Source organism: Micromonospora sp. DT229 (genome assembly GCF_049844505.1).
GTDB lineage: Bacteria > Actinomycetota > Actinomycetes > Mycobacteriales > Micromonosporaceae > Micromonospora.
This window is the reverse complement of record NZ_JBNCLD010000015.1, coordinates 110,828-132,480: the sequence shown is the minus strand read 5'-3', so window position 1 is coordinate 132,480 and position 21,653 is coordinate 110,828. Positions and strand designations below refer to the sequence as shown.

Genomic DNA, 21,653 nt, shown 5'->3' with positions numbered 1-21,653 from the left:
AGCTTCAGCCAAGACCCATCCATCTTTTTGCATCTATGACGAAAGTCAATACATCGGCCACCCTCATCCGGGCCCGCCCCCGACCCGGGTGGGCCCGCTCGACACCGGAGTCGGCGCGGGCACCGGGTGGGTGCCGCGCAGGCCCGGGGTGAGCACGGCCGTCATGACCAGGGAGAACCCGGCCAGCGCGGCCACCGCCAGGTGGGTCGGCACCAGGTCGGCCAGCACCCCGGCCAGAGCGGCGAACACCGCCTGCCCGGTCATCATGCCGTTGTGATTCAGACCCAGCACCTGGCCCCGCGCCTCGGCCGGGGCCCGGGCGATCAGCCGCTCCTGTAGCGGCAGCGAGACCGCGAAACCCACCGAGGCGACGAGGGCGACGAGCATCGCCAACGGCAGCGCCGGCTGCACCAGGAAGACCAGGTAGGGCACCGGAAGCACCAACCGCAGGGGCAGCACCCACCGGTCCCGCGCGGACGGGGAGAGGAAGCGTCCGACCAGGACGTCACCGGCGAGCATCCCGAAGGCCCCGGCGGCGAAGAGGAAACCGGCCCGCTGGCCCGCGTACGGCAGGAACAGCGCCTCGCAGCCGACCACCAGACCGTTGGGCAGCCACAGGTTGAGGTAGAGCGACCGGCAGCCCGGATCCCGCCACAACTGCCGGTTGACCCGCAGGGTGCGGCGGGTCGAGGCGGTTCCGGTCGCCCGCGCGGGACGTTCCCTGAGCCCGAGGCGGGTGACCGCGAGCGCCACCGCCCGCAGCACGACGGCCACTCCGAACACCTGGTACGGACTCAGCCACACCAGCAGCAGCCCGCCGGCCCCGAACCCGGCGATCTGCATGACCCCGACGCTGACGTTCATCGCCGAGCGGCCCAGCACGTACCCGCCCGCCGGGAGGATGTCGTTGATCAGCGCCCACCTGGCACCACCGGTGACCGACCCGACGTACGCGACGACCAGGATGACCGCGAACCGGGCCCACAACGGCAGCCCGGGAAGTGCCTGAAGCGCGGCACCGACCAGTGCGACCAGCGCGGCGAGGCTCAACGCCCGACGCGGCGGCAGGCTGTCCGCCGCCGAGAGCAGGGTCAGGCTGCCGAGCACGCCCGCCAGTGGCGCACCGAACATGCTCAACGCGGTGAGCAGGGCGGAGCCGGTCGCGGCATAGGTAAGCGAGCCCAGGGCCAGCGCCGAGGTGGTGTGGGCGGCGATGCCGGCGCAGTTGGCCACGAACAGGTTGCGGAATTCGGCTACGGCGAACAGGTCCGAGTAGGTCCTCACCGGCACGATCCTCCTGGCGTCCGGGGCATACCCGTAGAGTTACGGCTGGAGGCGAAACATGTCGATTTGGCGGGTACCGGTGGACCTGCTGGCGCGCAGCCGGTTCGTCGTCTCGCCGATGACCGACACGGTCGCCGCGCTGCGGGCCCTGCACAGCCCCGCCCGTCCCTGGCAGCACGCCTGGCGACAGCCGTACCTCGGGGCGTACCGACAGATGTTGGCGCGGCGGGCGACCCTGCGGGCGGTGCTGGCGGCGGCCTTCGGACCACGGTGGACGGCCGACTTCCTGACCCTCGCCCCGGCGACGGCCGCACCGGACTTCGCCGAGGAACTGGCCGTCGTCGCCGGGCGCGGCGACGACCAGATCCGCGCGGATCTGCGGGCTACCCGGCCCGGCCCGCTACCGGAGATGCTGTCCGCCGACGGGCTGACCGCAGAGGTGGTGTTCCTGCTGGAGTGGGTCTGGGGGCACACCGTACGGCCGGAGTGGCCGGACCGCCGACGTCGGCTCCAGGCCGACATCGTGGCCCGCACCGCCCGGCTGAGCGCCGAGGGCTGGGCCGGGGTGGTGGCCGGCTTCAACCCCGGGATGCGGTGGTTGGGTGACGGCTGCCTGCGGGTCAACGACTATCCGGCGGCACCGCTGCCGCTCGACCGGGCCGAGGAGTTGGTGTTCGTCCCGGCCCACTGCGTTCGGGGCTGGGTGCTGTGGGACCAACCGACCCGGTTCGGCATGGTCTACCCGGCCACCGGCATCCTCGCCGAGACCACCCCGCCGGTGCCGGCGGGGCTGGACCGGCTGATCGGGGCGAACCGGGCGGCCATCCTCGTCCGGCTGACCACCCCGCTGAGCACCTCGCAACTGGCCTCGGTCACCGGGCTGGCCCTGGGCTCGGTCGGTGACCACCTGCGGGTGCTGCTCGACTCCGGCCTGGTGACCAAGCGCCGGTCCGGTCGAGAGGTGCTCTACTGGCAGACCCCGCGGGGGGCGACCCTCTGTGGACCGGCTACCGCCGAATGACCGGCGGTCAGCCGGTGGTCTCCGGTCGGCCCGCTGAAGCCCGGGTGGCGGCCTGGGTCAGCAGCCACGGCAGGCTGGCCGTCCGGGACCGGGCGGCACCGAGCAGGGTCACCAGCAGCGTACGGTCGCCGAGGCGCAGCACGGCCCGTTCGCCGAGCAGGTACGCCCCGTCGCCGACCCCGGGGACTTCCTGACCTCGGGTGTTGAGCTGCCAGATCCACTGTGCCGCCGTACCGGAGACCGCCTGGATGGTGAGCACCGGCTGGCCGTCGCCGGCCGCCCGGAACTGCACCCCGCTGAACGGGCCGGGCAGGTCGACCGCCTCGGGGGCCTGCACCGCCAGGCCCAGCGCCTCGCCGATCTCCTCCGGGGTGATCAGGTTCGCCGCCGATCCGGCACCGGTCGCGGCCGACATCTCGCTGGGGTGGGTGACCGGTTCGGCCAGGTTCCGGGACCGACCGTGGCCCACCACCGCGAACCCGACCACCCGTCGGGTCCAGGGCCGCACCCGGATGGTCACGGTGTCCCCGTCGTGGCAGGCCCCGGCCCACTTACTCGGCAACCCCCAGGCGGTGGTGCGATCACCGCTGCCGTCGTCCACCGCCAGGTGGTACAGCCAGGGCCGGGGTGGCTGGCTCTGGCCCTGCGCGGTCGTCTTCCACACCTGCACCCAGAGCACCTCGCCGGTGATGGTGCGTTCGGTGAACAGGTCCACCACCCCGCGTACCACCATGTAGACGGCCCGGATCAGCATCAGTGCCGCCACCACGACCACGCCGACAATGACCAGGGAGAAGGCCCGGGCGCCCGGATAGTCGCTGGTCGGAGTGGGATCGGCCACCGGGCCGAAGAGTCTCAGCAGGAAGAACGCCAACCCGCCGGGGATCACCGCTCTGAGCAGCAGTCCCGGCAGGGTGCGACCGTGGTGGAACCGCTGGGGGTAGCGAACCCGGACCCGGCGCCAGGTGCCCCCGTACGACGACCAGACCAGCTTCCGATCGCCCATGCCCAGGTCCAGGATCGCGCTGGTCAGGTGGGTGGCGCCCAGGGCCGCGCCGTAGCCCAGGTACCGGTCCCAGATCGCCACCGAGGCCGGGGGCAGTTCGGCGAACTGCTCGTGCCCGCGCAGCCAGTCCCGTACCCCCAGCCACCGCGCCGCCACCTCGGCGCCCCGGGGGGTGTCCCGCTCCCCCGGCGTGGCCGCGCCGAGGCTGGACAGCACGGCGAAGGTGAAGAACCCGGCGGCCAGTCCCCGAATGTCCCCCGCCGAGTGCGACAGTCCGTACTGTGTGACGGCGAGCCAGACGAACACCCCGGCGACCAAAGCGGCGGCCGACAGCAACGCGGTAACCCTCGGGCCGAAGCGCCGCCGGGACAACCCGGCCTGCCGCGCGTGGTCGACCACCTCCGCGCGGAACCGCCTGTTCCATGCCTTGGCCTGGCCCTGGTCGCGGAAGGTCAGGGCAGTCAGCGGCAGCGCCCCACCTGCGACCAGACCCCGCACCCGGCTCAGCACCCGACGTTCGTACGGACGCAGTCCGGACTCGTCCGGCGGCGAGGCGGGCAGGTGCAGGGTGGTCTGCATCGGGTCGTCGCCCGGCTGGCGCAGCTCGACGAAGCCGCGGGCCGCCAGGTCGAGCAGGGTCGCTTCGGCCGCGTCCTCGGTGACCGTCCACCGGTTGGCCAGCATGTTGGCCAGGGCCGGTGGTTCGTCGCCGAGTTCCATGGTGGCCGGTGCCGGTGTCGGGTTGGCCGGTCGGGTGGCGAACCGGACGGCACCGTACACCGCGAACCAGGCGGCCAGCGCCACCGCGATCACCGCGAACTCGACGAACAACCCGGCCTCCCTTGTGGTGCTCTCGCCGTCAGTACCGGACCTGGACGGCGGCGCGTTCCGTGCTGTCGGCCTGGAAGTATTCCCTCGGTCGGAACCCGCCGAGGTTCGCGACCAGGTTGGTGGGGATGGACTGGACACTGGTGTTGAAGGTCAACACCGCGCTGTTGTAGAACTGCCGGGCGTAGGCGATCTTGTCTTCGGTGCGGGCCAGTTCGCCCTGCAGGGAGGCGAAGTTCTGGTTGGCCTTCAGCTCCGGGTACGCCTCGGCGACCGCGAACAGTCGCCCCAGGGCCTGGGTGAGGGTGTTCTCCGCCTCCGCCCGGTGGACCACGGCAGGGCCACCGGCTGCGGCGATCGCCCCGCTGCGGGCGGCGATCACCCCGGTCAGGGCGGCGTTCTCGTGTGTCGCGTAGCCCCGGACGGTCTCCACCAGGTTGGGGATCAGGTCGTAGCGGCGTTTGAGCTGCACGTCGATCTGCGCCCAGGAGGCCTGCACCTGGTTGCGCTGACGAACCAGCCGGTTGTACGCGACCAGCGCCCAGCCGAGCACGAGCACCACCAGCAGGCAGAACAGCCCGCCGACGGCGCTGAGCATCACGCCCCTGCCCATCCCCACCCCCCGGCAGTCCTGGCCCGAGCATGAGCAGCCTAGCCAGCCGGCGCAATCAGGCGAACGGCCGCCGGTGGCGCGGGCCGCTCAGCGCGGCGCAGGGGTTGCCGGGTTCCGGGCGCGGCCCCGGATGTGCGGGGCCGCCGGTCCCACCGGGCCGGTCTGGGGAAAGCGGAACCGGTGCAGTTCCTCCACGGCGAGACCGGCGGCGGTGATCGCCGTGGCGGTGTCGCGGCCGGTGTGGCATCCGCCCAGCAGCAGCGGCCAGACGGTGGCGTCCACCAGCCGCTGGAGGTGTATCGGGGGCGCACCGGGGTAACAAGCGCAGCCACCGTCGCTCGTGGGCGCCGCACGGCAGGTCAGGGGGTCGGGATGAGCCGGGTGCGGAACCTGCGGGTACGCCCGGATCTGCTCTACGTGGCCAGCGGCTGGAGCACCCTGGTCACGGACGTACGCGGACGCATCACCGGTGTCGGTGCGCAGGGCTTCTTCGCCCGCAACACCCGGGTGCTCAGTGCGGAACGGATCACCGTCGACGGTCGTGAGCCGGTGCCGTTCAGCACGGCGACCGTGCAGGGGCACGCCCAGTTGTCGTACGCCGAACTGGGTGACGGTGAGGTGCTGCCGTCCCGGGCGGCGTACCTGGCGGTCGAGCGTTTCGTGGCGGCGGGACTGCGTACCCGGCTGACCCTGTTCAGCTACGCCGAGCAGCACCTGGACCTGTGCCTGCGGATCGGACTCGACGCCGATTTCGCCGACACGAGCGAGGCGGAGAGTGGCCGTCGCGTCCAGTCCGGTGTGGTCGAGTCCCGGTGGGACCGTCTCGGGCGGGAACTGCTGCTGACCTACCGGTGCGACGGGCTCGACCGGGCGGTGGCGATCCGGGTCCAGACGCAGGCCCCGATCCGGTACGCCGACGGCACGCTCACCGTCGAGGTGGCGCTGGCACCGGGCGGCCTCAGCCGGGTCGACCTCACCGTCGAGCCGATCTTCGACGGCGAGCGGCTGCTCGCCCCACCGGCGGACTTCAGTGACCCGGGTGACGCCGCCGGATCGGCGCGCCGCCGGCTCACCGCCGAGCTGGCCCGGCTGACCAGCAGCAACTTCGACGTCACCGCGGCGTGGCGGTGCGCCCGCGAGGATCTGGCCGGGCTCCCCCTCGGCGAAGCGGCCGGCCCCACCGCGCCGATCGCCGGGCTGCCCATCTACCAGGAGATCTTCGGCCGGGACACGATGACCGCCTCCTGGCAGGCCATGCTCGCCGGGCCCACCATGCTCGCGGACAGCCTCCGGCTCAACGCCGGGCACTTCGGTCGGCGGATCGACGACTGGCGTGACGAGGAGCCCGGCAAACCGCTGCACGAGGCGCGCCGGGGCCCGCTGTCGGAGCTCAACGTCGATCCGTTCGCCCACTACCACGGGGACTGGTCGACCGCCCCGGACTTCCTGATCTTCCTGGGCCAGTACTACGCGTGGACGGCGGACCTCGACACGGTGCGGGAGTTGCTGCCGACCGCGGGCCGCGCCCTGTCCTGGATCGACCGGTACGGCGACCTCGATCATGACGGTTTCCTGGAGTACCACCGCCGGTCCCGGGGCGGCCTGAAGAACCAGGGGTGGAAGGACTCGGAAACCGCCATCGTCGACGAGCACGGCCGGGTGGTGCCGAATCCGATCGCGACCAGCGAGGTGCAGGCCTACTGGTACTCCGCGCTGCGGCACGCGGCCGGCGTCTACGCGGTGACCGGTCATCCCGCCGTGGCCGCCCGCCTGGCCGGTCGGGCGGTCGCCCTGCGTCGCCGGTTCCACCGGGCCTTCTGGCTGCCCGAGCAGGGCTGCTACGCGATGGCGTTGGGCCCGGACCGGCAACCGGTGCGGTCGGTGAACTCCAACGACGGGCACCTGCTGGCCACCGGGATCGTGCCGCCGCAGATCGCCCCGGTGGTCGCGGACCGGCTGCTGGCGCCGGACATGTTCAGCGGGTGGGGGGTCCGGACCCTGTCGGCCGCGCATCCGGCGTACAACCCGTTCAGCTATCACCGGGGCAGTGTCTGGCCGGTCGAGGCGGGCACCATCGGCATCGGGCTGGCCCGGTACGGCTGCTGGGAGCACCTGCACCGACTGGCCGAAGGAATGTTCGCGGCGTCCGCCCTCTTCGCCGAGCACCGCCTGCCGGAGGTGCTCAGCGGGCTGCCCCGCGACGAGGCCCATCCCCACCCCGGGGTCTATCCGAGCGCCTGCTCGCCGCAGGCCTGGTCGGCCAGCGCGGTCATCGCGTTGATCCAGGCCCTGTTGGCGCTGCGACCCGCCGCACCGTTGCGGACCATCTTCGTCGACCCCCACCTGCCCGTCTGGCTACCCGACCTGGTGCTGGAGGGGGTACGCGTCGGCGGGTACACGGTCGACCTGATCGTCCACCGCCGACGGGGTGGCCGTACCTCCGTACGCACCCGGGGCGACCGGATCGCCGTGGTCCGCCGCCCCACCCGTCGGGCGATCGCCACCCGTCGCCGGCACCGCTGAGGCGCTCGGCATGTTCCGGCACCCTGCCGACGGAGCCGAGGCGGGCAATGCCAGCATGTCGGCATGGATATCTACGAGGACGAGCGCACCGTGTCGCGGGCGGACCTGGCGGCCTGGCTGCGGCAGGTGGCCAACCAGCTGGAGACCGGGCAGATCTTCTACGGTGCGGCCGGCACCCTGGCGGTGGCCGACCAGGTGCACTGCGAGCTGGAGATCGAGCAGGAGGGCAAGGACGAGTACTCGGTCGAGATCGAGTTCTCCTGGACCAACCCCAAGGCGACCCCCGCCCCGGAGGCGGCCGCCGAGAAGTCCGAGGACAAGCCGGCCAAGGCCGAGGACAAGCCGGTCGAGGAGGACGCCGAGGCCGAGACCGAGGAGTCGGCAGCCGCCGCGTAACCACCGGAAGGGCCCCTTGTGATCAGGGGCCCTCTCGCAACAGATGTCGCGGCGGCAGGCGTCAGCGCAGGCGACGCCGGCCGCCGAACCAGTCGCGGGAGGCCCGGGTGTTCAGGGCCCAGAGCACCCAGGCCAGCAGGCCCGCCCCGACGCAGGTGATGGCGCCGAACAGCCCCAGCGAGGCCGCCGCCAGCAAACCCGCCAGGGCGTACGCCGGGAAGGGTGCCCAGGCCCGGCGGGTGGCCAGGGCGGTGGTCACCAGCAGGCAGGCGGCCGTCATCACGGCGAAGAAGACCGCCGCGCCCAGCGAGCCGCCCTCGGTCAGCAGGCGATGGGCGGTGGCCAGGGCGAACAGCAGCGACAGCAGCCCGAAGACGAGCACGGTGATCCGTACCGGGGTGGGCATGACGGGGTACCGGAGCACGTCCGGGTAGCCACGCGCGCTCATACCGACAACGATGGGTGTCGACCTGTGCCGCCGGACGACACTGTCGGCAAGGCGACAGCTGGGTGCGCCGTATCGCCGAAACGGCGGGGTGCGCGGCGGTGGGACACCGCAGGTTCGGCGAAACAGCGCTGATCACCGGACGGCCGTCCGGCCCCGCCGCCCGCGCTCTAAGCTTCCGGTCATGGCCAGGTATTTCGACGTGCACCCGGACAATCCGCAGCCCCGGCTCATCGGGCAGGTCGTCGACCTCCTGCGCCGGGACGGGTTGATCGCCTACCCGACGGACTCCTGCTTCGCCCTCGGCAGCCAACTCGGCAACAAGGACGGCATGGACCGTATCCGAGAGATCCGTCACCTGGACAGCGGCCACCACTTCACCCTGGTCTGCCGGGACTTCGCCCAGCTCGGCCAGTTCGTGCAACTGGACAACGCGGTCTTCCGCGCGGTGAAGGCGGCCACCCCGGGTCGGTACACCTTCATCCTCCCGGCCACCAAGGAGGTGCCGCGTCGGCTGCTGCACCCCCGCAAGCGCACCGTGGGGGTACGCATCCCCGACCATCCCGTCACCCAGGCCCTGCTCGACGGGCTGGGCGAGCCCCTGCTGTCCAGCACCCTGCTGCTGCCCGGCGACGAGGAGCCGCTGACCCAGGGTTGGGAGATCAAGGAACGCCTGGACCACGTCGTGGACGCGGTCATCGATGCGGGCGACTGTGGCACCGAACCGACCACGGTGGTCGACTTCTCCGAGGGGGAACCGGAGATCGTGCGGGTCGGGGCGGGCGACCCGGAGCGGTTCGCCTGAGGGCTCCCGAGGCGGGCGAGGGTACCCGATTATCTTCGCCCCCGATCAGCGACCCCGGTTCCATCGAGCGGACCCCCGTACCGAGACGGCAGGTGGAACCGCAGCTAGCGCACGGTTGCTATCGTCGCCGCCACACAGTTGATCTCGGTAAGTGGAGGGGACACGATGGGGCTCATGGACCGCCTTAGGGGCGAGTTCGTAGACATCATCGAATGGCTGGACGACAGCCGGGACACGATCGTCTGGCGATTCCCCCGCTTCCAGAACGAGATCAAGATGGGCGCCAAGCTCGTCGTCCGGGAGTCCCAGACGGCGGTGTTCGTCAACGAGGGGCAGGTCGCCGACGTCTACCTGCCGGGCACCCACACCCTCGAAACCCGCAACATGCCGATCCTGTCCACCCTCAAGGGCTGGAAATACGGCTTCAACTCGCCCTTCAAGGCCGAGGTCTACTTCGTCAACACCCGCCAGTTCACCGAGATGAAGTGGGGCACCCAGAACCCGGTGATCCTGCGCGACCCCGAGTTCGGGGTGGTCCGGGTGCGGGCCTTCGGCGCGTACGCGGCGCGGGTGGTGGACGCCCAGCGGCTGCTGAAGGAGCTGGTCGGCACCGACCCGCAGTTCCGCACCGAGGAGGTGCAGGAGTACCTGCGCCAGCTCATCGTGGGCCGGCTCGGTGGGGCCCTGGCCCGAGCCGGGGTGCCGCTGCTGGACCTGGCCGCCCACCAGGACGCGATCGGCCGCCAGTTGGCCGGGGCGCTGACCGAGGAACTCGCCGAGGTCGGCATCGCGATCCCGAAGTTCGTCATCGAGAACGTCTCCGTGCCGCCGGAGGTGGAGCGTGCGCTGGACAAGCGCACCGAGATGGGCGCGGTCGGCGACCTGGACCGGTTCACCCGGTACCAGGCGGCCACCGCGCTGGAGGCGGCGGCGAACAACCCGGGCGGCGAGGCCGGTGCCGGCGTCGGGATGGGCATGGGCATGGCGTTGGGTCAGCAGATGGCCCGGGCCATGTCCGGCGAGAGCACCGCACCGCAGGCTCCCGCGCCGCAGGCCGCCGCACCGTACGCCGCACCGGGTGGTGCCGAGCCACCGCCGCTGCCGGGCCAGGCCCAGTGGTTCCTCGGGGTCGACGGGCAGCGGCAGGGCCCGTACGACCTCGGTGCGTTGGCCGCGCAGGTCGGTGCCGGCGGGTTCGGCCCGGACACCCTGGTCTGGCGGGCCGGCATGGCCCAGTGGCAGCCGGCCGGGCAGGTGCCGGAGCTGGCGTCCGTGCTGGCCAGCGTTCCGCCGCCGCTGCCGCCGCAGTGACCACCGGGATCGGGAGGGTACACCGATGAGTGAAACCGTTGTCTCGCCCCCGTCCTACGGCTGCGGGGGTTGCGGTGCCCGGGTGGAGCACGCACCCGGCACCACCGCCTTGCAGTGCCCCTACTGCGGGCACCAGCAGCAGATCGCCGCCGCCGCGCGGGAGGTGCGCGAACACTCCTTCGACGGGCTGGCCACCCTGGCCCGCAAGCCGGCCGCCGCCGTGGGCGCGTACGTCTACCGGTGTCCGGGTTGTGGTGCCTCGACCGAGAGTGCGGCCCTGGCCGAGCGGTGCCAGTTCTGCGCCACCCCGTTGGTGCCGCAGCAGGCCGCCGACGAGCTGATCGCCCCGGAGGCGGTGCTGCCGTTCGCGGTGGACCGCAACGGGGTACGCACCGCGCTGAGCACCTGGTGCCGCAGCCGGTGGTTCGCCCCGAGCAGCCTGAAGAAGGTCAGCGAGGCGGAGACCCTCAAAGGCACCTATCTGCCGCACTGGACGTTCGACGCACGGACCGTCTCGGACTACCGGGGCAAGCGCGGCGAGCACTACTACGTCACCGAGACGTACACGGTGACGGTGGACGGCAAGACGGAGAACCGCACCCGGCAGGTCCGGCACACCCGATGGCACTCCGCCAGCGGCAGGGTACGCCGGGACTTCGACGACGTGCTGGTGCCGGCCACGACGCACCTGCCGACGGACAAGCTCGACGAGTTGGCCCCGTGGCCGCTCAACGAGGCGGTCCCGTACGAGCAGGACTACCTGGCCGGGTACCACGCGCTGCGCTACGACACCGAGCCGGAGGCCGGCCTGGTGGAGGCGAAGGCCCGGATGGCGCCGGTCATCGAGGGGGACTGCCGCTCGGACATCGGCGGCGACGAGCAGCAGGTCGACGCGGTGGACACCAGCTATTCGGACGTGACCTACAAGCTGCTCCTGCTGCCGGTGTGGATCGCCGCGTACCTGCACGGCGGGCGGTCGTACCAGGTGCTGGTGAACGCCCGTACCGGTGAGGTCATCGGGGAGCGGCCGTACAGCAAGGCCAAGATCGCCGCCGCGGTGCTGGCCGCCCTGGCGGTGATCGCGATGGTCGTGTTCCTGATGTCCCGATAGTTCAGGGCAGGGAGCGGGTCGAGCGGGTGCGGGCGCGCAGTCGGCGGAGCATCCGGGCGTCGGTGAAGCCGACCGCCCGGGCCGCCGCCTCCACGGCCACACCGTGGCCGATGAGGTGCTCGGCCCGCTCGACCCGCAGCACCTGCTGGTAGCGCAGCGGGGTCAGTCCGGTGGACGCGTCGAACAGCCGGGTCAGGGTGCGCTCGCTCACCCGGGCCACACCGGCCAACTCCCCCAGCGGCAACGCTTCGGTGAACCGTTCGTCGATCACGTCCTGGACGCGGTGCACCACGTCGCTGAGGTGCGAGCGGTAGCGCAGCATCGCGCTGTCCTGCCGCTCGTGTCCGTTGCGCCGGGCGTACACGACCATCTCCCGGGCGATCCGGGCGGCCAACGCCGGTCCGTGCCGGACGGCCATCAGATGCAGCGCGAGGTCGATGCCGCTGGCGATGCCGGCCGAGGTGGCCACCCGGTCGTCGACGACGTACAGCCGGTCGTTGAGCACGGTGGCCGCCGGATACCGGCGGGCCAGCTCGTCCTGGAGTTCGTGGTGGGTGGTGCACCGGCGACCGGCCAGCAGCCCGGCGCGACCCAGCAGGTAGGCGCCACCGCAGACGCTGACCACCGTGCCGCCCGCCGCGTGGTGCGCGACGAGCCGGCGCAGCGTGGCGGGCTGCGCCGGCTCGGCACGGGAGGCGGGTGACCGCCAGCCGGGGACGACGACCAGGTCGGCCGGGTCCAGGTCGGGCCAGTCGACGTGGGCGCGCACCGGCAGCCCCTGTGCGGTCACCACCTCACTGCTCTCCGCGACGAAGGACTGCCGGTACCCGAGCCCGCAGTCCGCCGCCGTGGAGAAGACCTGCGCCGGACCGGCCAGATCCAGCAGATGCAGCTGGGGCAGCAGCAGGAAGACGACCCGACTCACGAAGGGCCTCAGCGGTCGGCGCCGACCGGCACCAGGGCGGTCACCTCGTCGACCGTACGGATGGTGGCGAACCGACCGGACAGTGCGTACACCGTGCGCTCGATGATCTCCTCGGTGCCCAGGGTGCGGGGATCGGCGAGGATCTCGGTCATCGTCCGGCCGGGCGGGGCGTCCGGGTGCTCGATGGGCATGGTGGCGGTCGCGTCGACGACGAAGCTGACCTCGTAGCCGAGGTCGGCGGCGAGCCGGGCGGTGGTCTCGCAGCACTGCTCGGTACGGATGCCGCAGACGGTGATCTCCCGGACACCGTGGACGGTGAGCAGGTGCTGGAGTCGGGTCGTGGTGAAGGGGTTGTGCACGTACTTGGTCAGCACCGGCTCGCCCTCGGCAGGCTGCAACCCGTCGATCAGTCGGACGAAGCCGCGCGCCGGGTCGAACACGTCACCGCTGTCCGGCTCGGAGTGCAGTACCCAGACGACCAGGTCACCCCGGCTGCGGGCGGCGCCGACCAGCCGGTTGACCTGACCGACGATGTCCGGTCGCGAGCAGGCCACCCAGTTGGCACGCCGGCGGAAGGACTCCTGTACGTCGATCACGACGAGTGCTGCGGTCATGGGTCAATCCTGGCGTCCCCGACCGGGGCGCACCAGCCACGATCCCGTACCGCTGCGGAACGATCCGGTCAGCCCGACGGTCAGTGGAATTTGGAGATCTTGGACAGTTGTCGCCAGCAATGGCCAGCAATGGACGGGGACTGTCCAAGATCTCTCCCTGGGCGAGCTGGATCCGCCAAGGTCTCTCCTCTGGGCGGGGTTCGAGCCGGCCGATCGGCCTCTCCGGGCCACAGGTTAGCCTGGCCTAACTTGAAAAGTGAGGGCAGGATGACGAAGACCCCTGCGGCGCCGCCGCCGACCGGCCGGTTGATCGGCGGGATGTTCCGACGGCAACGCCGCGACACGGCGCTGTGTGCCGGCTTCTGGTCGCTGCACCAGGTCTGTGAGGCGCTCGTCCCGGTGGCCATCGGTCTGGTCATCGACCAGGCGGTGGGGACCGGGTCGACCTCGGCGATGGTCTGGTCGGTGCTGGGGATCTTCGCGCTGTTCCTGGCGCTGACCATGGGCTGGCGATTCGGGTTCTGGTTCCTGTCCCGGGCGGTGGTGCAGGAGTCGCACGACCTGCGGATGCAGGTGGTGCGGCGGGTACTCACCGGGCGGGGCATCCGGACCAACCGGCAGAACGGGGAACTGCTGTCGATCGCCACCTCGGACACCGAGGCCGCCGCCGATCTGCTGGAGCTGGGCAGTCGGATGGTCTCCGCGTTCCTCGGCCTGACGGTGGCGACCGTGGTGCTGCTGCGCATCGACTGGTCCCTGGGGCTGGGGCTGGTGGTGGGGGTACCCCTGCTGGTGCTCGGGCTCAACGCCCTGGGGCCGATCGTGGAGCGGCACACCTCGGCCCAGCAGCAGGCCATCGGACGGGCCGCCGCGACCGCCTCCGATCTGCTGCGCGGACTTCGGCCGTTGCGCGGGTTCGGCGGGGTCGACGAGGCCGCCCGCCGCTACCGGACGGCCAGCCGCACCTCCCTGGGGGCCTCCATCGGGGCGGTCCGAGCCGGCGCCACCTTCGTCGGGGTGTCGACCTTCACCACCGGCCTGCTGATCACCGTCGTAGCGGCGTTGGCCGGCTGGTTCGCCCTCCAGGGGCGGATCACCGTCGGTGAACTCATCACCATCGTCGGGCTGGCCACCTTCATCAGCGACCCGGTGCTCAACCTGGCCGACTGTGTCTTCCGGCTGGCGACCGCCCGGGCCAGCGCGGCCCGGGTGGCCGAGGTACTGGCCGCACCCGAACAGGCCGGATCGGGCGACACGGCGGCGCGGCCCGGCCCCCTGGTCCTCGACGAGGTGCACGCCCCCGGCCTGGAGGGGGTCAGCCTCACCGTACGGCCCGGGGAGCTGCTCGGCGTGGTCACCGAACAGACCCGCACGGCCGACGCCATCACCGACCTGCTGGCCGGGGCACGCTCCCCCGAGCGGGGCGAGGTGCGGTTGGCCGGCACCCCGATGGGCGACCTGGACGTAGCCACACTGCGCCGGGTCGTGCTGGTCGAACCGCACGCGGTGGACCTGTTCGGCGCCACCCTGCGGGAGGTGCTGCACACCGACCAGGAGCACGACGACCCGGCGCTGCGCCGGAGCATGTCCGCCGCCAGTGTGGACGTGCTCACCGAGGGTGACGCCGGGCTGGACCGGGAGCTGTTGGACCGTGGCCTGGACCTCTCCGGTGGCCAGCGACAACGCATCGCCCTGGCCCGGGCCCTGCTCGCCGACCGGCCGGTCACCGTGCTGCGCGATCCGACCACCGCGGTCGACGCGGTCACCGAACACGCCATCGCCGAGGGGGTACGCACCTACCGCGCCGAGGGTGACCGGGCCACCGTGCTGGTCACCACCAGCGCTCCCCTACTGGACCGCTGCGACCGGGTCGTCTTCGTGCACGCCGGTAGGGTGGCGGCCGTCGGACGGCACCGCGACCTGCTGGCCCGCTCCGCGTACGCCGAGGTGGTGCTGCGATGAGCGGTCCGACGTCGACGATGTTGCCGGTCGCCACCGGCCGGGCCGCCCTGGCGGCCTTCTGGCGGGCGCTGCGCCGCCATCCGTTGCTCGGCTGGTCCTCGATCGCGGCGGCCCTGGCGGCCAGTGCCGCCGCGGTCGTCGTACCGCTGCTGCTGGGTCGGCTGGTCGACCTGGTGGTGGCCGGCGGCACCACCCGGTCGCTGCTGCTGACCTCGGCCTGGATCCTGGGTGCGGGTTTCGCCGCCGCGGTGCTGACCGGCGCCTCCCGCTGGCTGGTCACCGAATGGGGTATGCGGGCCTGCGCCGATCTGCGTGAGGAGGTCCTCGACCACGCCCTGCGGATGGACTCGGCCCGGCTGGAGAGCGCGGGCTCCGGGGATGTCGCCTCCCGGGTTACCGACGACGTGGAGCAGGTCACCGACTCGATCCAGTTGGCCGCCGGGGTCTTCACCGCACTGGTCACCCTCGTGGTCACCTTCGCCGGGTTCGCGGCCCTGGACTGGCGCATCGCCGCGGCCTTCCTGGTCGTCTTCCCGGTGTACGCGCTGAGCCTGCGCCGGTTCGTCCCGCAGGCCCGGCGGCTCTACGCCGCCGAACGGCAGGCCGCCGCGGTGCGCACCCAACGCCTGCTGACCACCTTCGGCGGGGTCCGGACGGTGCACGCGTACGGCATGGAGCAGCGGCAGAGCCAGCGGGTCGACCGAGCCTCCCGCGAGGCGGCCGACGCCCGGCTGCGGGCCGTACGCGGGTTCCTGTGGTTCGCGAACATGATGAACCTGGCCGAGGCGATCGGCCTGACCGCCGTCCTGCTGGCCGGGTTCCTGCTGGTACGCGCCGGGGACAGCAGTGTCGGTGAGGTGACCGCCGCCGCCCTGCTGTTCCACCGCCTCTTCGGCCCGCTGGGGATGCTGCTGCTGTCGTTCAACGACATCCAGTCCGCCGGTGCGGCCCTGGCCCGGTTGGTCGGTGTCACCGAGGTCGACCTGCCGACGCAGCGGACCGCCGAGACCCCCACCCGGGGGCCCGCCGGGATCATCGCCAAATCGGTGTCGCACCGGTACGCCGAGGGCCCCACGGTCGTGCACGAGGTGTCGATCGAGATCGCCGAGGGCGAGTCGTTGGCGGTGGTGGGTGCCAGCGGTGCCGGCAAGACCACCCTGGCGGCCATCCTCGGCGGGGTGTTCCCGGCCACCGAGGGGGCGGTGTGGCTGGGTGGCCGGTCAATCGACGACCTGGGCCCCGAGGAGCTGCGCCGCACCGTCGGGGTGGTGACCCAGGAGGTGCATGTCTTCGCCGGCACCCTGGCCGAGGACCTGCGGCTGGCCGCCCCGCACGCCACCGACGAGCAACTGCACGCCGCGTTGCGCCTGGTCGGCGCGGACGGCTGGGTGACGGCGTTGCCGGAGGGGTTGGCCACCCGGGTCGGCGACGGCGAGCATCCTCTCACCCCCGGCCAGGCCCAGCAGCTGGCGCTGGCCCGGATCGCCCTGCTCGACCCGCCGATCGTCGTGTTGGACGAGGCGAGCGCGGAGGCCGGCAGCGCGGGGGCACACCAACTGGAACTGGCCAGTCAGGCGGTGACCCGGGGTCGTACCGCCATCGTGGTGGCCCACCGGCTCACCCAGGCCCACGCCTGCGACCGGGTGGCGGTGATGTCCGGTGGTCGGATCGTCGAACTCGGCCCCCCGGAGGCCCTGGTAGCCGCCGGTGGCCGGTACGCCGAACTCTGGGCGGCCTGGCGGCGCTGAGCCCACCCCGCACCCGGGTCCGGGCGGCACCTACGGCGCCGCCCGGATCAGCGGGTCAGCAGGTGTTGAGCATCGAGGCCAGGGCGGACTTCTCCGCGCTGTTCACGGAGAGCGAGTAGTACCACTTCACCTGGATCCAGGCCCGGGCGTAGGTGCAGTGGAAGGCGGCGCGCGGCGGCTTCCAGGCGGCCGGGTCCTTGTCGCCCTTGGCCTGGTTAACCGTGCTGGTGACCGCCCACAGTTCGGGGCCGCCGAGGTCGTTGGCGTAGGTCTGTCGCCGCGAGGTGGTCCAGGCCCAGGCCCCGGAGCGCCACGCCTCGGCGAGCGGAACCACATGGTCGATGTCGATCTGGGTGGGGCTGGTCCGGGTCAGCCCGTCGTACGGGCTGTACCAGGAACCGGAGGTCGGGTAGCAGTTGGCGTCGACTGTGACGTTGGTGCCGTCACGCTTGAGCACCTGCTCGCGGGTGTTGCAGGTGCCGGTGACCGTGCTCCAGTGCGGGAACAGGTCCCGGTTGTAGCTGGACTGGTGGGATTCGGCGGCCACGGTGAGGGAGTTGAGGCGACTCAACGCCGTGGCGTACGAGGGGATGTTGGGCGGGGTGGCGTGGGCCGGCTGCGGGACCACCACCAGGGACAGGGCGACGGCGACCACCATGGCGAGGGCGGCCTTGGGTACGCGAGCCACGCGGCGACTCCTGACTGTCGCCTGCCACGGCGGGTGAGGGTGGCCCGCTGACGGGCGTGACCGACGACAGTCGGATTCTCGCAGAGATCGTGATCAGTGAATACGCAGGAGAGCTGGACCTGCGGTTAAATCCGGATGAAGCCCGGCCTACCCCTGCCGGATGGCCTCACCGGCGATCTCGATCCGGACGGTGCGGCCGACCAGTACGCCGCCGCTGTCCAGGGCCACGTTCCAGACCAGGCCGTAGTCCTCCCGGTTGAGCTCCGCCGTGGCGCTGAACCCGAAGATGTCCTGCCCGTACGGGTCGCGGCGGGCACCACCGAACTCGACCTGGCAGTCCACCGGGCGGGTGATGCCCTTGACGGTCAACTCGCCGGAGAGCACGAACCGGGCGGTCACCGGCCGGGTGGGCAGGGCGGGCTCCTCCGCCACCGGCCGACGGCCCAGCCGGTGGTTCCTCAGCTTCGCCCAGAAGAAGATCGGATCGGTCTTGTCCAGAGCGGCGATGCCGGTGCTGCGGTACTCCAGGGTCGGGAACTGCTCCACGTCCAGGAAGTCGGCGCTGCGCAGGTGGGTGTCCCGGTCGGCGTTGGCGGTGTCGATGCTGGCGGCCTGGATGGTCGCCGTGATCGCGGACTCCAGCGGATCCTCGGCGACCGTGATGCGGGCACTGGCCTCACGGAACTCGCCGCGCACCGGGCTGACCATCATGTGCTTGGCGACGAACCCGATCCGCTTGTGCCCGGCGTCGAGGTCGTACCTGCCGGGTGCGGGGATGGACATGCCGTTCCAGATGCGCGTGGCGCCGGTCATCGCTCGCTCCTTCCTTCCCCGCCTCACTCAAGGCCCAGGCCGGCATCGGACGGCCGGACGATCATCGGCGCCAAGCATAGGGAGGTCAGTGGCGGTTTCCCTCCCTCCGCCAGGGGTGATCGTGAGGACAATCACCAGGTCAGACCCCTCGGTGGCGGCGGCGGGTCACGCCGGGAGAGAACCGTTTCGGCGGCGGCTGCGTCCTAACCTTGCGTGATGGATTCAGACGACGCGGCGTTGCTGCGCCGCGTCGGTGCAGGCGACCGGGGCGCGTTCGACGTGCTCTACGCGCGGCACGCACCGTGGTTGGCGCTGCGGCTGCGTCGCCGGTGCCGCGACCCGGAGTTGGCCCAGGAGTTGCTCCAGGAGACCTTCCTGACCGTGTGGCGGGCGGCGGCCGGCTATCGGGAGGACGGCGAGGTGACCGGCTGGCTCTGGACGGTGGCGTTACGCCGGCTGATCGACGCCCGGAGGCGCGTTGCGGCCCGTCCGTCCACGGTCGGGGCGGTGTCGCCGGAGGCGGTGCCGACCTGGGCGCCGTCGGCCGAGGACGAGGCGTTGGCCGGGGCCTACGAGGCGGCTCTGGAACGGGCGCTGCACCGGCTGTCGCCGGAACTGCGGGCGGTGTTGCAGGCCACCGTCCTCGACGGGTTGACCGTACGGGAGGCGGCGACCCTGCTCGGCGTACCGGAGGGAACGGTCAAGACCCGGGCGATGCGGGCCCGCCGGGAATTGCGGGAGGCGCTGTCGTGACACCTTTTCACCTGGACGCCCGGACCCTGGCGGCGTACGCCGACGGTGGTCTGGACGACGTCGACGCCTGGTCGGTGGAGGCGCACCTCGACCGGTGCGCCGCCTGCCGGGCTGGACTCGACCTCGACGATCCGACCCGACGGCTGGTCGAGGCGGCGGCGATGGCGTTGGCCGCACCGCTGCCACCACCGGGCCGGGTACGCCGGGCGACCCGGTGGCGTCGGATCCGGGTCCTGGTGGGTGCCGGCCCGGCCGCCCGGGGTGCGTGGCTGGTGGCGGTGGCCCTGACCGGACTGGCCGCGCTGGGGTTGGCGGTCACTCCGGAGCTGCTGCCACCGTGGCTGCTGTTGTTGGCCGCGCCGATGCTGCCGGCGGTCGGCACGGCCCTGTCGTACGGGTCGTGGTCCGATCCGTTGCACGAGATGGTGGCGGCTACCCCGCAGGGCGGGCTGGAGATCATCCTGTGGCGCACCCTCGCGGTGCTCGCGGTCACCGCGCCGGTCACGCTCCTCGCCGGCGCGGTGACCGACGTCGGTACGCCGATGCTGTGGCCGCTGGTCGGTCTCGCGCTCACCGCCCTGACCCTGGCGCTCGGCTCGCTGATCGAGCCCGGCCAGGCGGCGGCGGTGGTGGCCGGCGCCTGGGCGGTGATCGTGCTGGCCCCGATCGGCGAGTGGATGGTGCTGGTGCAGGCCGGTCCGGTGTGGCTGGCGGTGACGGCGGCGGCCGTGCTCGTGGTGTGGACCCGCCGGGATCTAGTAGGGAGACGAACCGCGTGAGCGTGACGGTGAGCGTACGGGGGTTGCGGGTCAGCTACGGCCGACGGACCGCCCTCGACGAGTTGGATCTCGATCTGGGTCCGGGGGTGCACGGCCTGCTCGGCCCCAACGGCGCCGGTAAGACGACGCTGATGCGGGTGCTGGCCACCGTGCGGCGACCCGACCGGGGGCAGGTGCGGCTGCTCGGGCAGCCGCTGACCGATGCGGCGGGGCTGCGGTTGGCCCGTCGCCAACTCGGTTACCTGCCGCAGTCCTTCGGGTTCTATCCACGGTTCACCGTTCGGGAGTTCGTGGAGTACTTCGCCTGGCTGAAGGAGATGCCGTCGGAGCAGATCCCGTTGGCGGTGGACCGGGCGATCGAGCGGGTCGGGCTGTTGGACCGGGCCGACGACCGGATGAAGCACCTCTCCGGTGGGATGCTCCGCCGGGCCGGCATCGCCCAGGCCATCGTCAACGATCCTCGGCTGCTGCTGTTGGACGAGCCGACCGCCGGACTGGACCCGGAGCAGCGGGTGGCGTTCCGGGCGCTGTTGCGGGAGTTGGGACTGGATGCCGTCGTGCTGGTCAGCACGCACCTGGTCGAGGACGTCGTGGCCGCCTGCGCCCGGGTCAGCCTGATCGACGCGGGGCGGCTGGTGTTCGACGGGCTGTCCACGGAACTCATCGCGGCCGGGGGTGCCGGTGACAGTGGTGACTCCCCGATCGAACGCGGCTACGCCGCCGTGCTGCGGGACGCCCGGGCGGCAGCCCGGTGAGGCGGATCCTGCGTACCGAGCTGCGTCGGGGCACAGCGCCGTGGGCTGCGGCGGCGATGTGCGGTGCCGGGTTGTGGATGCTGGCCGTGCATCCGGAGGACTGGGGTGGCCGGTGGGCCGGGCTGGTCAACTACCTCCGCATGTCGATGCTGATCCTGTGCGCGCTGATGGTCGCGGCGGGCGTGTGGCAGGCCGGCCGGGAGCGGCGGCGTGGCATCGGCGAGATGGTGAATTCCACCCCGCGTCCCGGTTGGCAACCGATCCTGGTGGCGTGGCTGGCGGTGACGCTGGCCGGCACCGTCGGTGTGCTGGTGGCCTTCGCCGGGGCGGCGGTGCTGGTCGCGCCGGTGGCGACGTACGCCGGGGGCGGCTGGTGGTGGACGCTGCTCGTCGGGGTGCTGGCGTTGGGCACGGCGACGGCCGGTGGCGTGTGCGTCGGCCGGCTGGTGCCGCTGCGCCTGGCCGCACCGGTCGCCGGGCTGGCCGCGTACCTGGGGATGGCGATCCTGACGTACTGGGACACCAAGGGCGCGGTGTGGCTCTCCCCCGTGCACGTCGGTCAGGCCGCGTACCAGGTGGTGCCGGGTCGGGTGGTGGCCTGGCAGGCGGGGTGGCTGCTGGCGTTGACCGTCGCGCTGCTCGCGCTCGCCGCCCGGCGCTGGTTGGCCGCCGCGCTGGCCGGTGTACTCGCGATGGGTGTGGCGGTGCCGATCGTCACCGGCCCCGGCCCGTACCGGCTGCCCGCCGACCCGGAAGCGGTCGCGCTGGTCTGCACGGACAGCGGCCCGCAGGTGTGCGTGGCCCGGATCCACGCGTTCCTGCTCGACGACGTGACCCCGATCGTGCAGCCGATCCTGGCCCGCCTCGACGGTATTCCCGGCGCGCCCGACCGGGCGGTCGATGATGCCGCCCGACCGGTCGACCAGCCGCAGGTGCCCGGCGACGGGACGATCTGGCTGCACCTGGACCAGCAGGCCACCGTCCGGGGCGGCCTGGCCAAGCCGGACTGGCTGGCGACCGACCTACGGGCGGTGACGGGGTTGAACTGCCGCTACGATCATCATGACCGCGAGGCCGAACGGGCGCACCTCACCAGCGGGCTGGCCCACACCTGGCTGTTCGAGCTGCCGGCGAACCCCGAGGTCCCGATCGACTGGCTCTACGCGCTGCCGATGCCGGCGCAGCGGGCCTGGTTCGCCGACTACCTGCGTGCGGCGGCCGACTGCGACCTGCCCACGCTGATCCGGCTCAGGCAGCCCCGGTGAACGGCAGC

21 protein-coding genes are annotated in these 21,653 nt (G+C 72.2%); 12 read left to right on the top strand and 9 right to left on the bottom strand.

Features of this window, described 5'->3' with window-relative positions; genetic code table 11:
- Positions 1 to 63: 63 nt before the first annotated feature.
- Positions 64 to 1,284, bottom strand: a complete 1,221-nt coding sequence (locus ACLQ2T_RS21970) for an MFS transporter (RefSeq protein ID WP_425768233.1) — start codon at positions 1,282 to 1,284, stop codon at positions 64 to 66.
- Between the two features lie 58 nt (positions 1,285 to 1,342).
- On the opposite strand from ACLQ2T_RS21970, the gene ACLQ2T_RS21965 reads away from it, so the two are divergent.
- Complete coding sequence (locus ACLQ2T_RS21965; RefSeq protein WP_425768232.1) at positions 1,343 to 2,305, top strand: ArsR/SmtB family transcription factor; 963 nt, start codon at positions 1,343 to 1,345, stop codon at positions 2,303 to 2,305.
- 7 nt (positions 2,306 to 2,312) lie between these two features.
- On the opposite strand, the gene ACLQ2T_RS21960 is transcribed toward ACLQ2T_RS21965, so the two are convergent.
- From ACLQ2T_RS21960 to ACLQ2T_RS21950, 3 genes are all read right to left on the bottom strand, one after another.
- Positions 2,313 to 4,142, bottom strand: coding sequence for a DUF2207 family protein (locus ACLQ2T_RS21960; RefSeq protein ID WP_425768231.1), 1,830 nt, complete (start codon positions 4,140 to 4,142; stop codon positions 2,313 to 2,315).
- A gap of 28 nt (positions 4,143 to 4,170) precedes the next feature.
- Positions 4,171 to 4,752, bottom strand: a complete 582-nt coding sequence (locus ACLQ2T_RS21955; protein WP_425768230.1) for a LemA family protein — start codon at positions 4,750 to 4,752, stop codon at positions 4,171 to 4,173.
- A gap of 87 nt (positions 4,753 to 4,839) precedes the next feature.
- Positions 4,840 to 5,034, bottom strand: a complete 195-nt coding sequence (locus ACLQ2T_RS21950) for a hypothetical protein (protein WP_425768229.1) — start codon at positions 5,032 to 5,034, stop codon at positions 4,840 to 4,842.
- A 90-nt stretch (positions 5,035 to 5,124) separates the two neighbouring features.
- Here ACLQ2T_RS21950 and ACLQ2T_RS21945 point away from each other — a divergent pair, with 90 nt between their 5' ends.
- The gene (locus ACLQ2T_RS21945) at positions 5,125 to 7,275 is read left to right on the top strand and encodes a glycogen debranching N-terminal domain-containing protein (protein ID WP_425768228.1); all 2,151 of its coding nucleotides are present in this window, start codon (positions 5,125 to 5,127) and stop codon (positions 7,273 to 7,275) included.
- Between the two features lie 63 nt (positions 7,276 to 7,338).
- Positions 7,339 to 7,671 carry an amphi-Trp domain-containing protein gene (locus tag ACLQ2T_RS21940; RefSeq protein WP_425768227.1) on the top strand — a complete coding sequence of 111 codons (333 nt, stop codon included), beginning with the start codon at positions 7,339 to 7,341 and terminating at the stop codon, positions 7,669 to 7,671.
- Between the two features lie 61 nt (positions 7,672 to 7,732).
- Here ACLQ2T_RS21940 and ACLQ2T_RS21935 read toward each other — a convergent pair whose 3' ends face one another.
- Positions 7,733 to 8,119 carry a hypothetical protein gene (locus ACLQ2T_RS21935; RefSeq protein WP_425768226.1) on the bottom strand — a complete coding sequence of 129 codons (387 nt, stop codon included), beginning with the start codon at positions 8,117 to 8,119 and terminating at the stop codon, positions 7,733 to 7,735.
- Between the two features lie 181 nt (positions 8,120 to 8,300).
- Here ACLQ2T_RS21935 and ACLQ2T_RS21930 point away from each other — a divergent pair, with 181 nt between their 5' ends.
- The 3 genes from ACLQ2T_RS21930 to ACLQ2T_RS21920 all read left to right on the top strand — a co-directional run bounded on the left by ACLQ2T_RS21930 (position 8,301) and on the right by ACLQ2T_RS21920 (position 11,343).
- On the top strand, positions 8,301 to 8,921 hold the full coding sequence (locus ACLQ2T_RS21930; RefSeq protein ID WP_425768225.1) for an L-threonylcarbamoyladenylate synthase: 621 nt from the start codon (positions 8,301 to 8,303) through the stop codon (positions 8,919 to 8,921).
- A 174-nt stretch (positions 8,922 to 9,095) separates the two neighbouring features.
- Complete coding sequence (locus tag ACLQ2T_RS21925; protein ID WP_425768224.1) at positions 9,096 to 10,232, top strand: SPFH domain-containing protein; 1,137 nt, start codon at positions 9,096 to 9,098, stop codon at positions 10,230 to 10,232.
- A gap of 25 nt (positions 10,233 to 10,257) precedes the next feature.
- The gene (locus ACLQ2T_RS21920) at positions 10,258 to 11,343 is read left to right on the top strand and encodes a hypothetical protein (protein WP_425768223.1); all 1,086 of its coding nucleotides are present in this window, start codon (positions 10,258 to 10,260) and stop codon (positions 11,341 to 11,343) included.
- 1 nt (position 11,344) lies between these two features.
- Here ACLQ2T_RS21920 and ACLQ2T_RS21915 read toward each other — a convergent pair whose 3' ends face one another.
- Positions 11,345 to 12,268, bottom strand: a complete 924-nt coding sequence (locus ACLQ2T_RS21915; protein ID WP_425768222.1) for a GlxA family transcriptional regulator — start codon at positions 12,266 to 12,268, stop codon at positions 11,345 to 11,347.
- A gap of 8 nt (positions 12,269 to 12,276) precedes the next feature.
- Complete coding sequence (locus tag ACLQ2T_RS21910) at positions 12,277 to 12,882, bottom strand: cysteine hydrolase family protein (RefSeq protein ID WP_425768221.1); 606 nt, start codon at positions 12,880 to 12,882, stop codon at positions 12,277 to 12,279.
- 267 nt (positions 12,883 to 13,149) lie between these two features.
- On the opposite strand from ACLQ2T_RS21910, the gene ACLQ2T_RS21905 reads away from it, so the two are divergent.
- The gene (locus ACLQ2T_RS21905; RefSeq protein ID WP_425768220.1) at positions 13,150 to 14,844 is read left to right on the top strand and encodes an ABC transporter ATP-binding protein; all 1,695 of its coding nucleotides are present in this window, start codon (positions 13,150 to 13,152) and stop codon (positions 14,842 to 14,844) included.
- Positions 14,841 to 16,592, top strand: a complete 1,752-nt coding sequence (locus tag ACLQ2T_RS21900; RefSeq protein ID WP_425768219.1) for an ABC transporter ATP-binding protein — start codon at positions 14,841 to 14,843, stop codon at positions 16,590 to 16,592. The genes ACLQ2T_RS21905 and ACLQ2T_RS21900 overlap by 4 nt, the downstream gene beginning before the upstream one ends.
- A gap of 55 nt (positions 16,593 to 16,647) precedes the next feature.
- Here the strand turns inward: ACLQ2T_RS21900 and ACLQ2T_RS21895 are convergent, their stop codons facing one another.
- Positions 16,648 to 17,280, bottom strand: coding sequence for an HNH endonuclease family protein (locus ACLQ2T_RS21895; protein ID WP_425768218.1), 633 nt, complete (start codon positions 17,278 to 17,280; stop codon positions 16,648 to 16,650).
- Between the two features lie 147 nt (positions 17,281 to 17,427).
- Positions 17,428 to 18,093 carry a YceI family protein gene (locus ACLQ2T_RS21890; RefSeq protein ID WP_425768217.1) on the bottom strand — a complete coding sequence of 222 codons (666 nt, stop codon included), beginning with the start codon at positions 18,091 to 18,093 and terminating at the stop codon, positions 17,428 to 17,430.
- Positions 18,094 to 18,306: 213 nt separating this feature from the next.
- Between ACLQ2T_RS21890 and ACLQ2T_RS21885 the strand changes: the two genes are divergently transcribed.
- Genes ACLQ2T_RS21885 through ACLQ2T_RS21870 form a run of 4 tightly spaced genes read left to right on the top strand, consistent with a single transcriptional unit; the run spans position 18,307 to position 21,645 of the window.
- Positions 18,307 to 18,846, top strand: a complete 540-nt coding sequence (locus tag ACLQ2T_RS21885) for an RNA polymerase sigma factor (RefSeq protein ID WP_425768216.1) — start codon at positions 18,307 to 18,309, stop codon at positions 18,844 to 18,846.
- Complete coding sequence (locus ACLQ2T_RS21880; RefSeq protein WP_425768215.1) at positions 18,843 to 19,625, top strand: zf-HC2 domain-containing protein; 783 nt, start codon at positions 18,843 to 18,845, stop codon at positions 19,623 to 19,625. The genes ACLQ2T_RS21885 and ACLQ2T_RS21880 overlap by 4 nt, the downstream gene beginning before the upstream one ends.
- The gene (locus ACLQ2T_RS21875; protein WP_425768214.1) at positions 19,622 to 20,380 is read left to right on the top strand and encodes an ABC transporter ATP-binding protein; all 759 of its coding nucleotides are present in this window, start codon (positions 19,622 to 19,624) and stop codon (positions 20,378 to 20,380) included. Before ACLQ2T_RS21880 ends, ACLQ2T_RS21875 begins: the two co-directional genes overlap by 4 nt.
- Positions 20,377 to 21,645 (top strand): hypothetical protein, encoded by a 1,269-nt coding sequence (locus ACLQ2T_RS21870; RefSeq protein WP_425768213.1) that lies wholly within the window; start codon positions 20,377 to 20,379, stop codon positions 21,643 to 21,645. The genes ACLQ2T_RS21875 and ACLQ2T_RS21870 overlap by 4 nt, the downstream gene beginning before the upstream one ends.
- Positions 21,646 to 21,653 lie beyond the last annotated feature (8 nt).

Coding starts and splice junctions, on each gene's coding strand:
- ACLQ2T_RS21965 (WP_425768232.1), top strand. CDS start 1,343: ATGTCGATTTGGCGGGTACCGGTGGACCTGCTGGCGCGCAGCCGGTTC.
- ACLQ2T_RS21955 (WP_425768230.1), bottom strand. CDS start 4,752: ATGGGCAGGGGCGTGATGCTCAGCGCCGTCGGCGGGCTGTTCTGCCTG.
- ACLQ2T_RS21945 (WP_425768228.1), top strand. CDS start 5,125: ATGAGCCGGGTGCGGAACCTGCGGGTACGCCCGGATCTGCTCTACGTG.
- ACLQ2T_RS21940 (WP_425768227.1), top strand. CDS start 7,339: ATGGATATCTACGAGGACGAGCGCACCGTGTCGCGGGCGGACCTGGCG.
- ACLQ2T_RS21935 (WP_425768226.1), bottom strand. CDS start 8,119: ATGAGCGCGCGTGGCTACCCGGACGTGCTCCGGTACCCCGTCATGCCC.
- ACLQ2T_RS21930 (WP_425768225.1), top strand. CDS start 8,301: ATGGCCAGGTATTTCGACGTGCACCCGGACAATCCGCAGCCCCGGCTC.
- ACLQ2T_RS21925 (WP_425768224.1), top strand. CDS start 9,096: ATGGACCGCCTTAGGGGCGAGTTCGTAGACATCATCGAATGGCTGGAC.
- ACLQ2T_RS21920 (WP_425768223.1), top strand. CDS start 10,258: ATGAGTGAAACCGTTGTCTCGCCCCCGTCCTACGGCTGCGGGGGTTGC.
- ACLQ2T_RS21910 (WP_425768221.1), bottom strand. CDS start 12,882: ATGACCGCAGCACTCGTCGTGATCGACGTACAGGAGTCCTTCCGCCGG.
- ACLQ2T_RS21905 (WP_425768220.1), top strand. CDS start 13,150: ATGACGAAGACCCCTGCGGCGCCGCCGCCGACCGGCCGGTTGATCGGC.
- ACLQ2T_RS21900 (WP_425768219.1), top strand. CDS start 14,841: ATGAGCGGTCCGACGTCGACGATGTTGCCGGTCGCCACCGGCCGGGCC.
- ACLQ2T_RS21890 (WP_425768217.1), bottom strand. CDS start 18,093: ATGACCGGCGCCACGCGCATCTGGAACGGCATGTCCATCCCCGCACCC.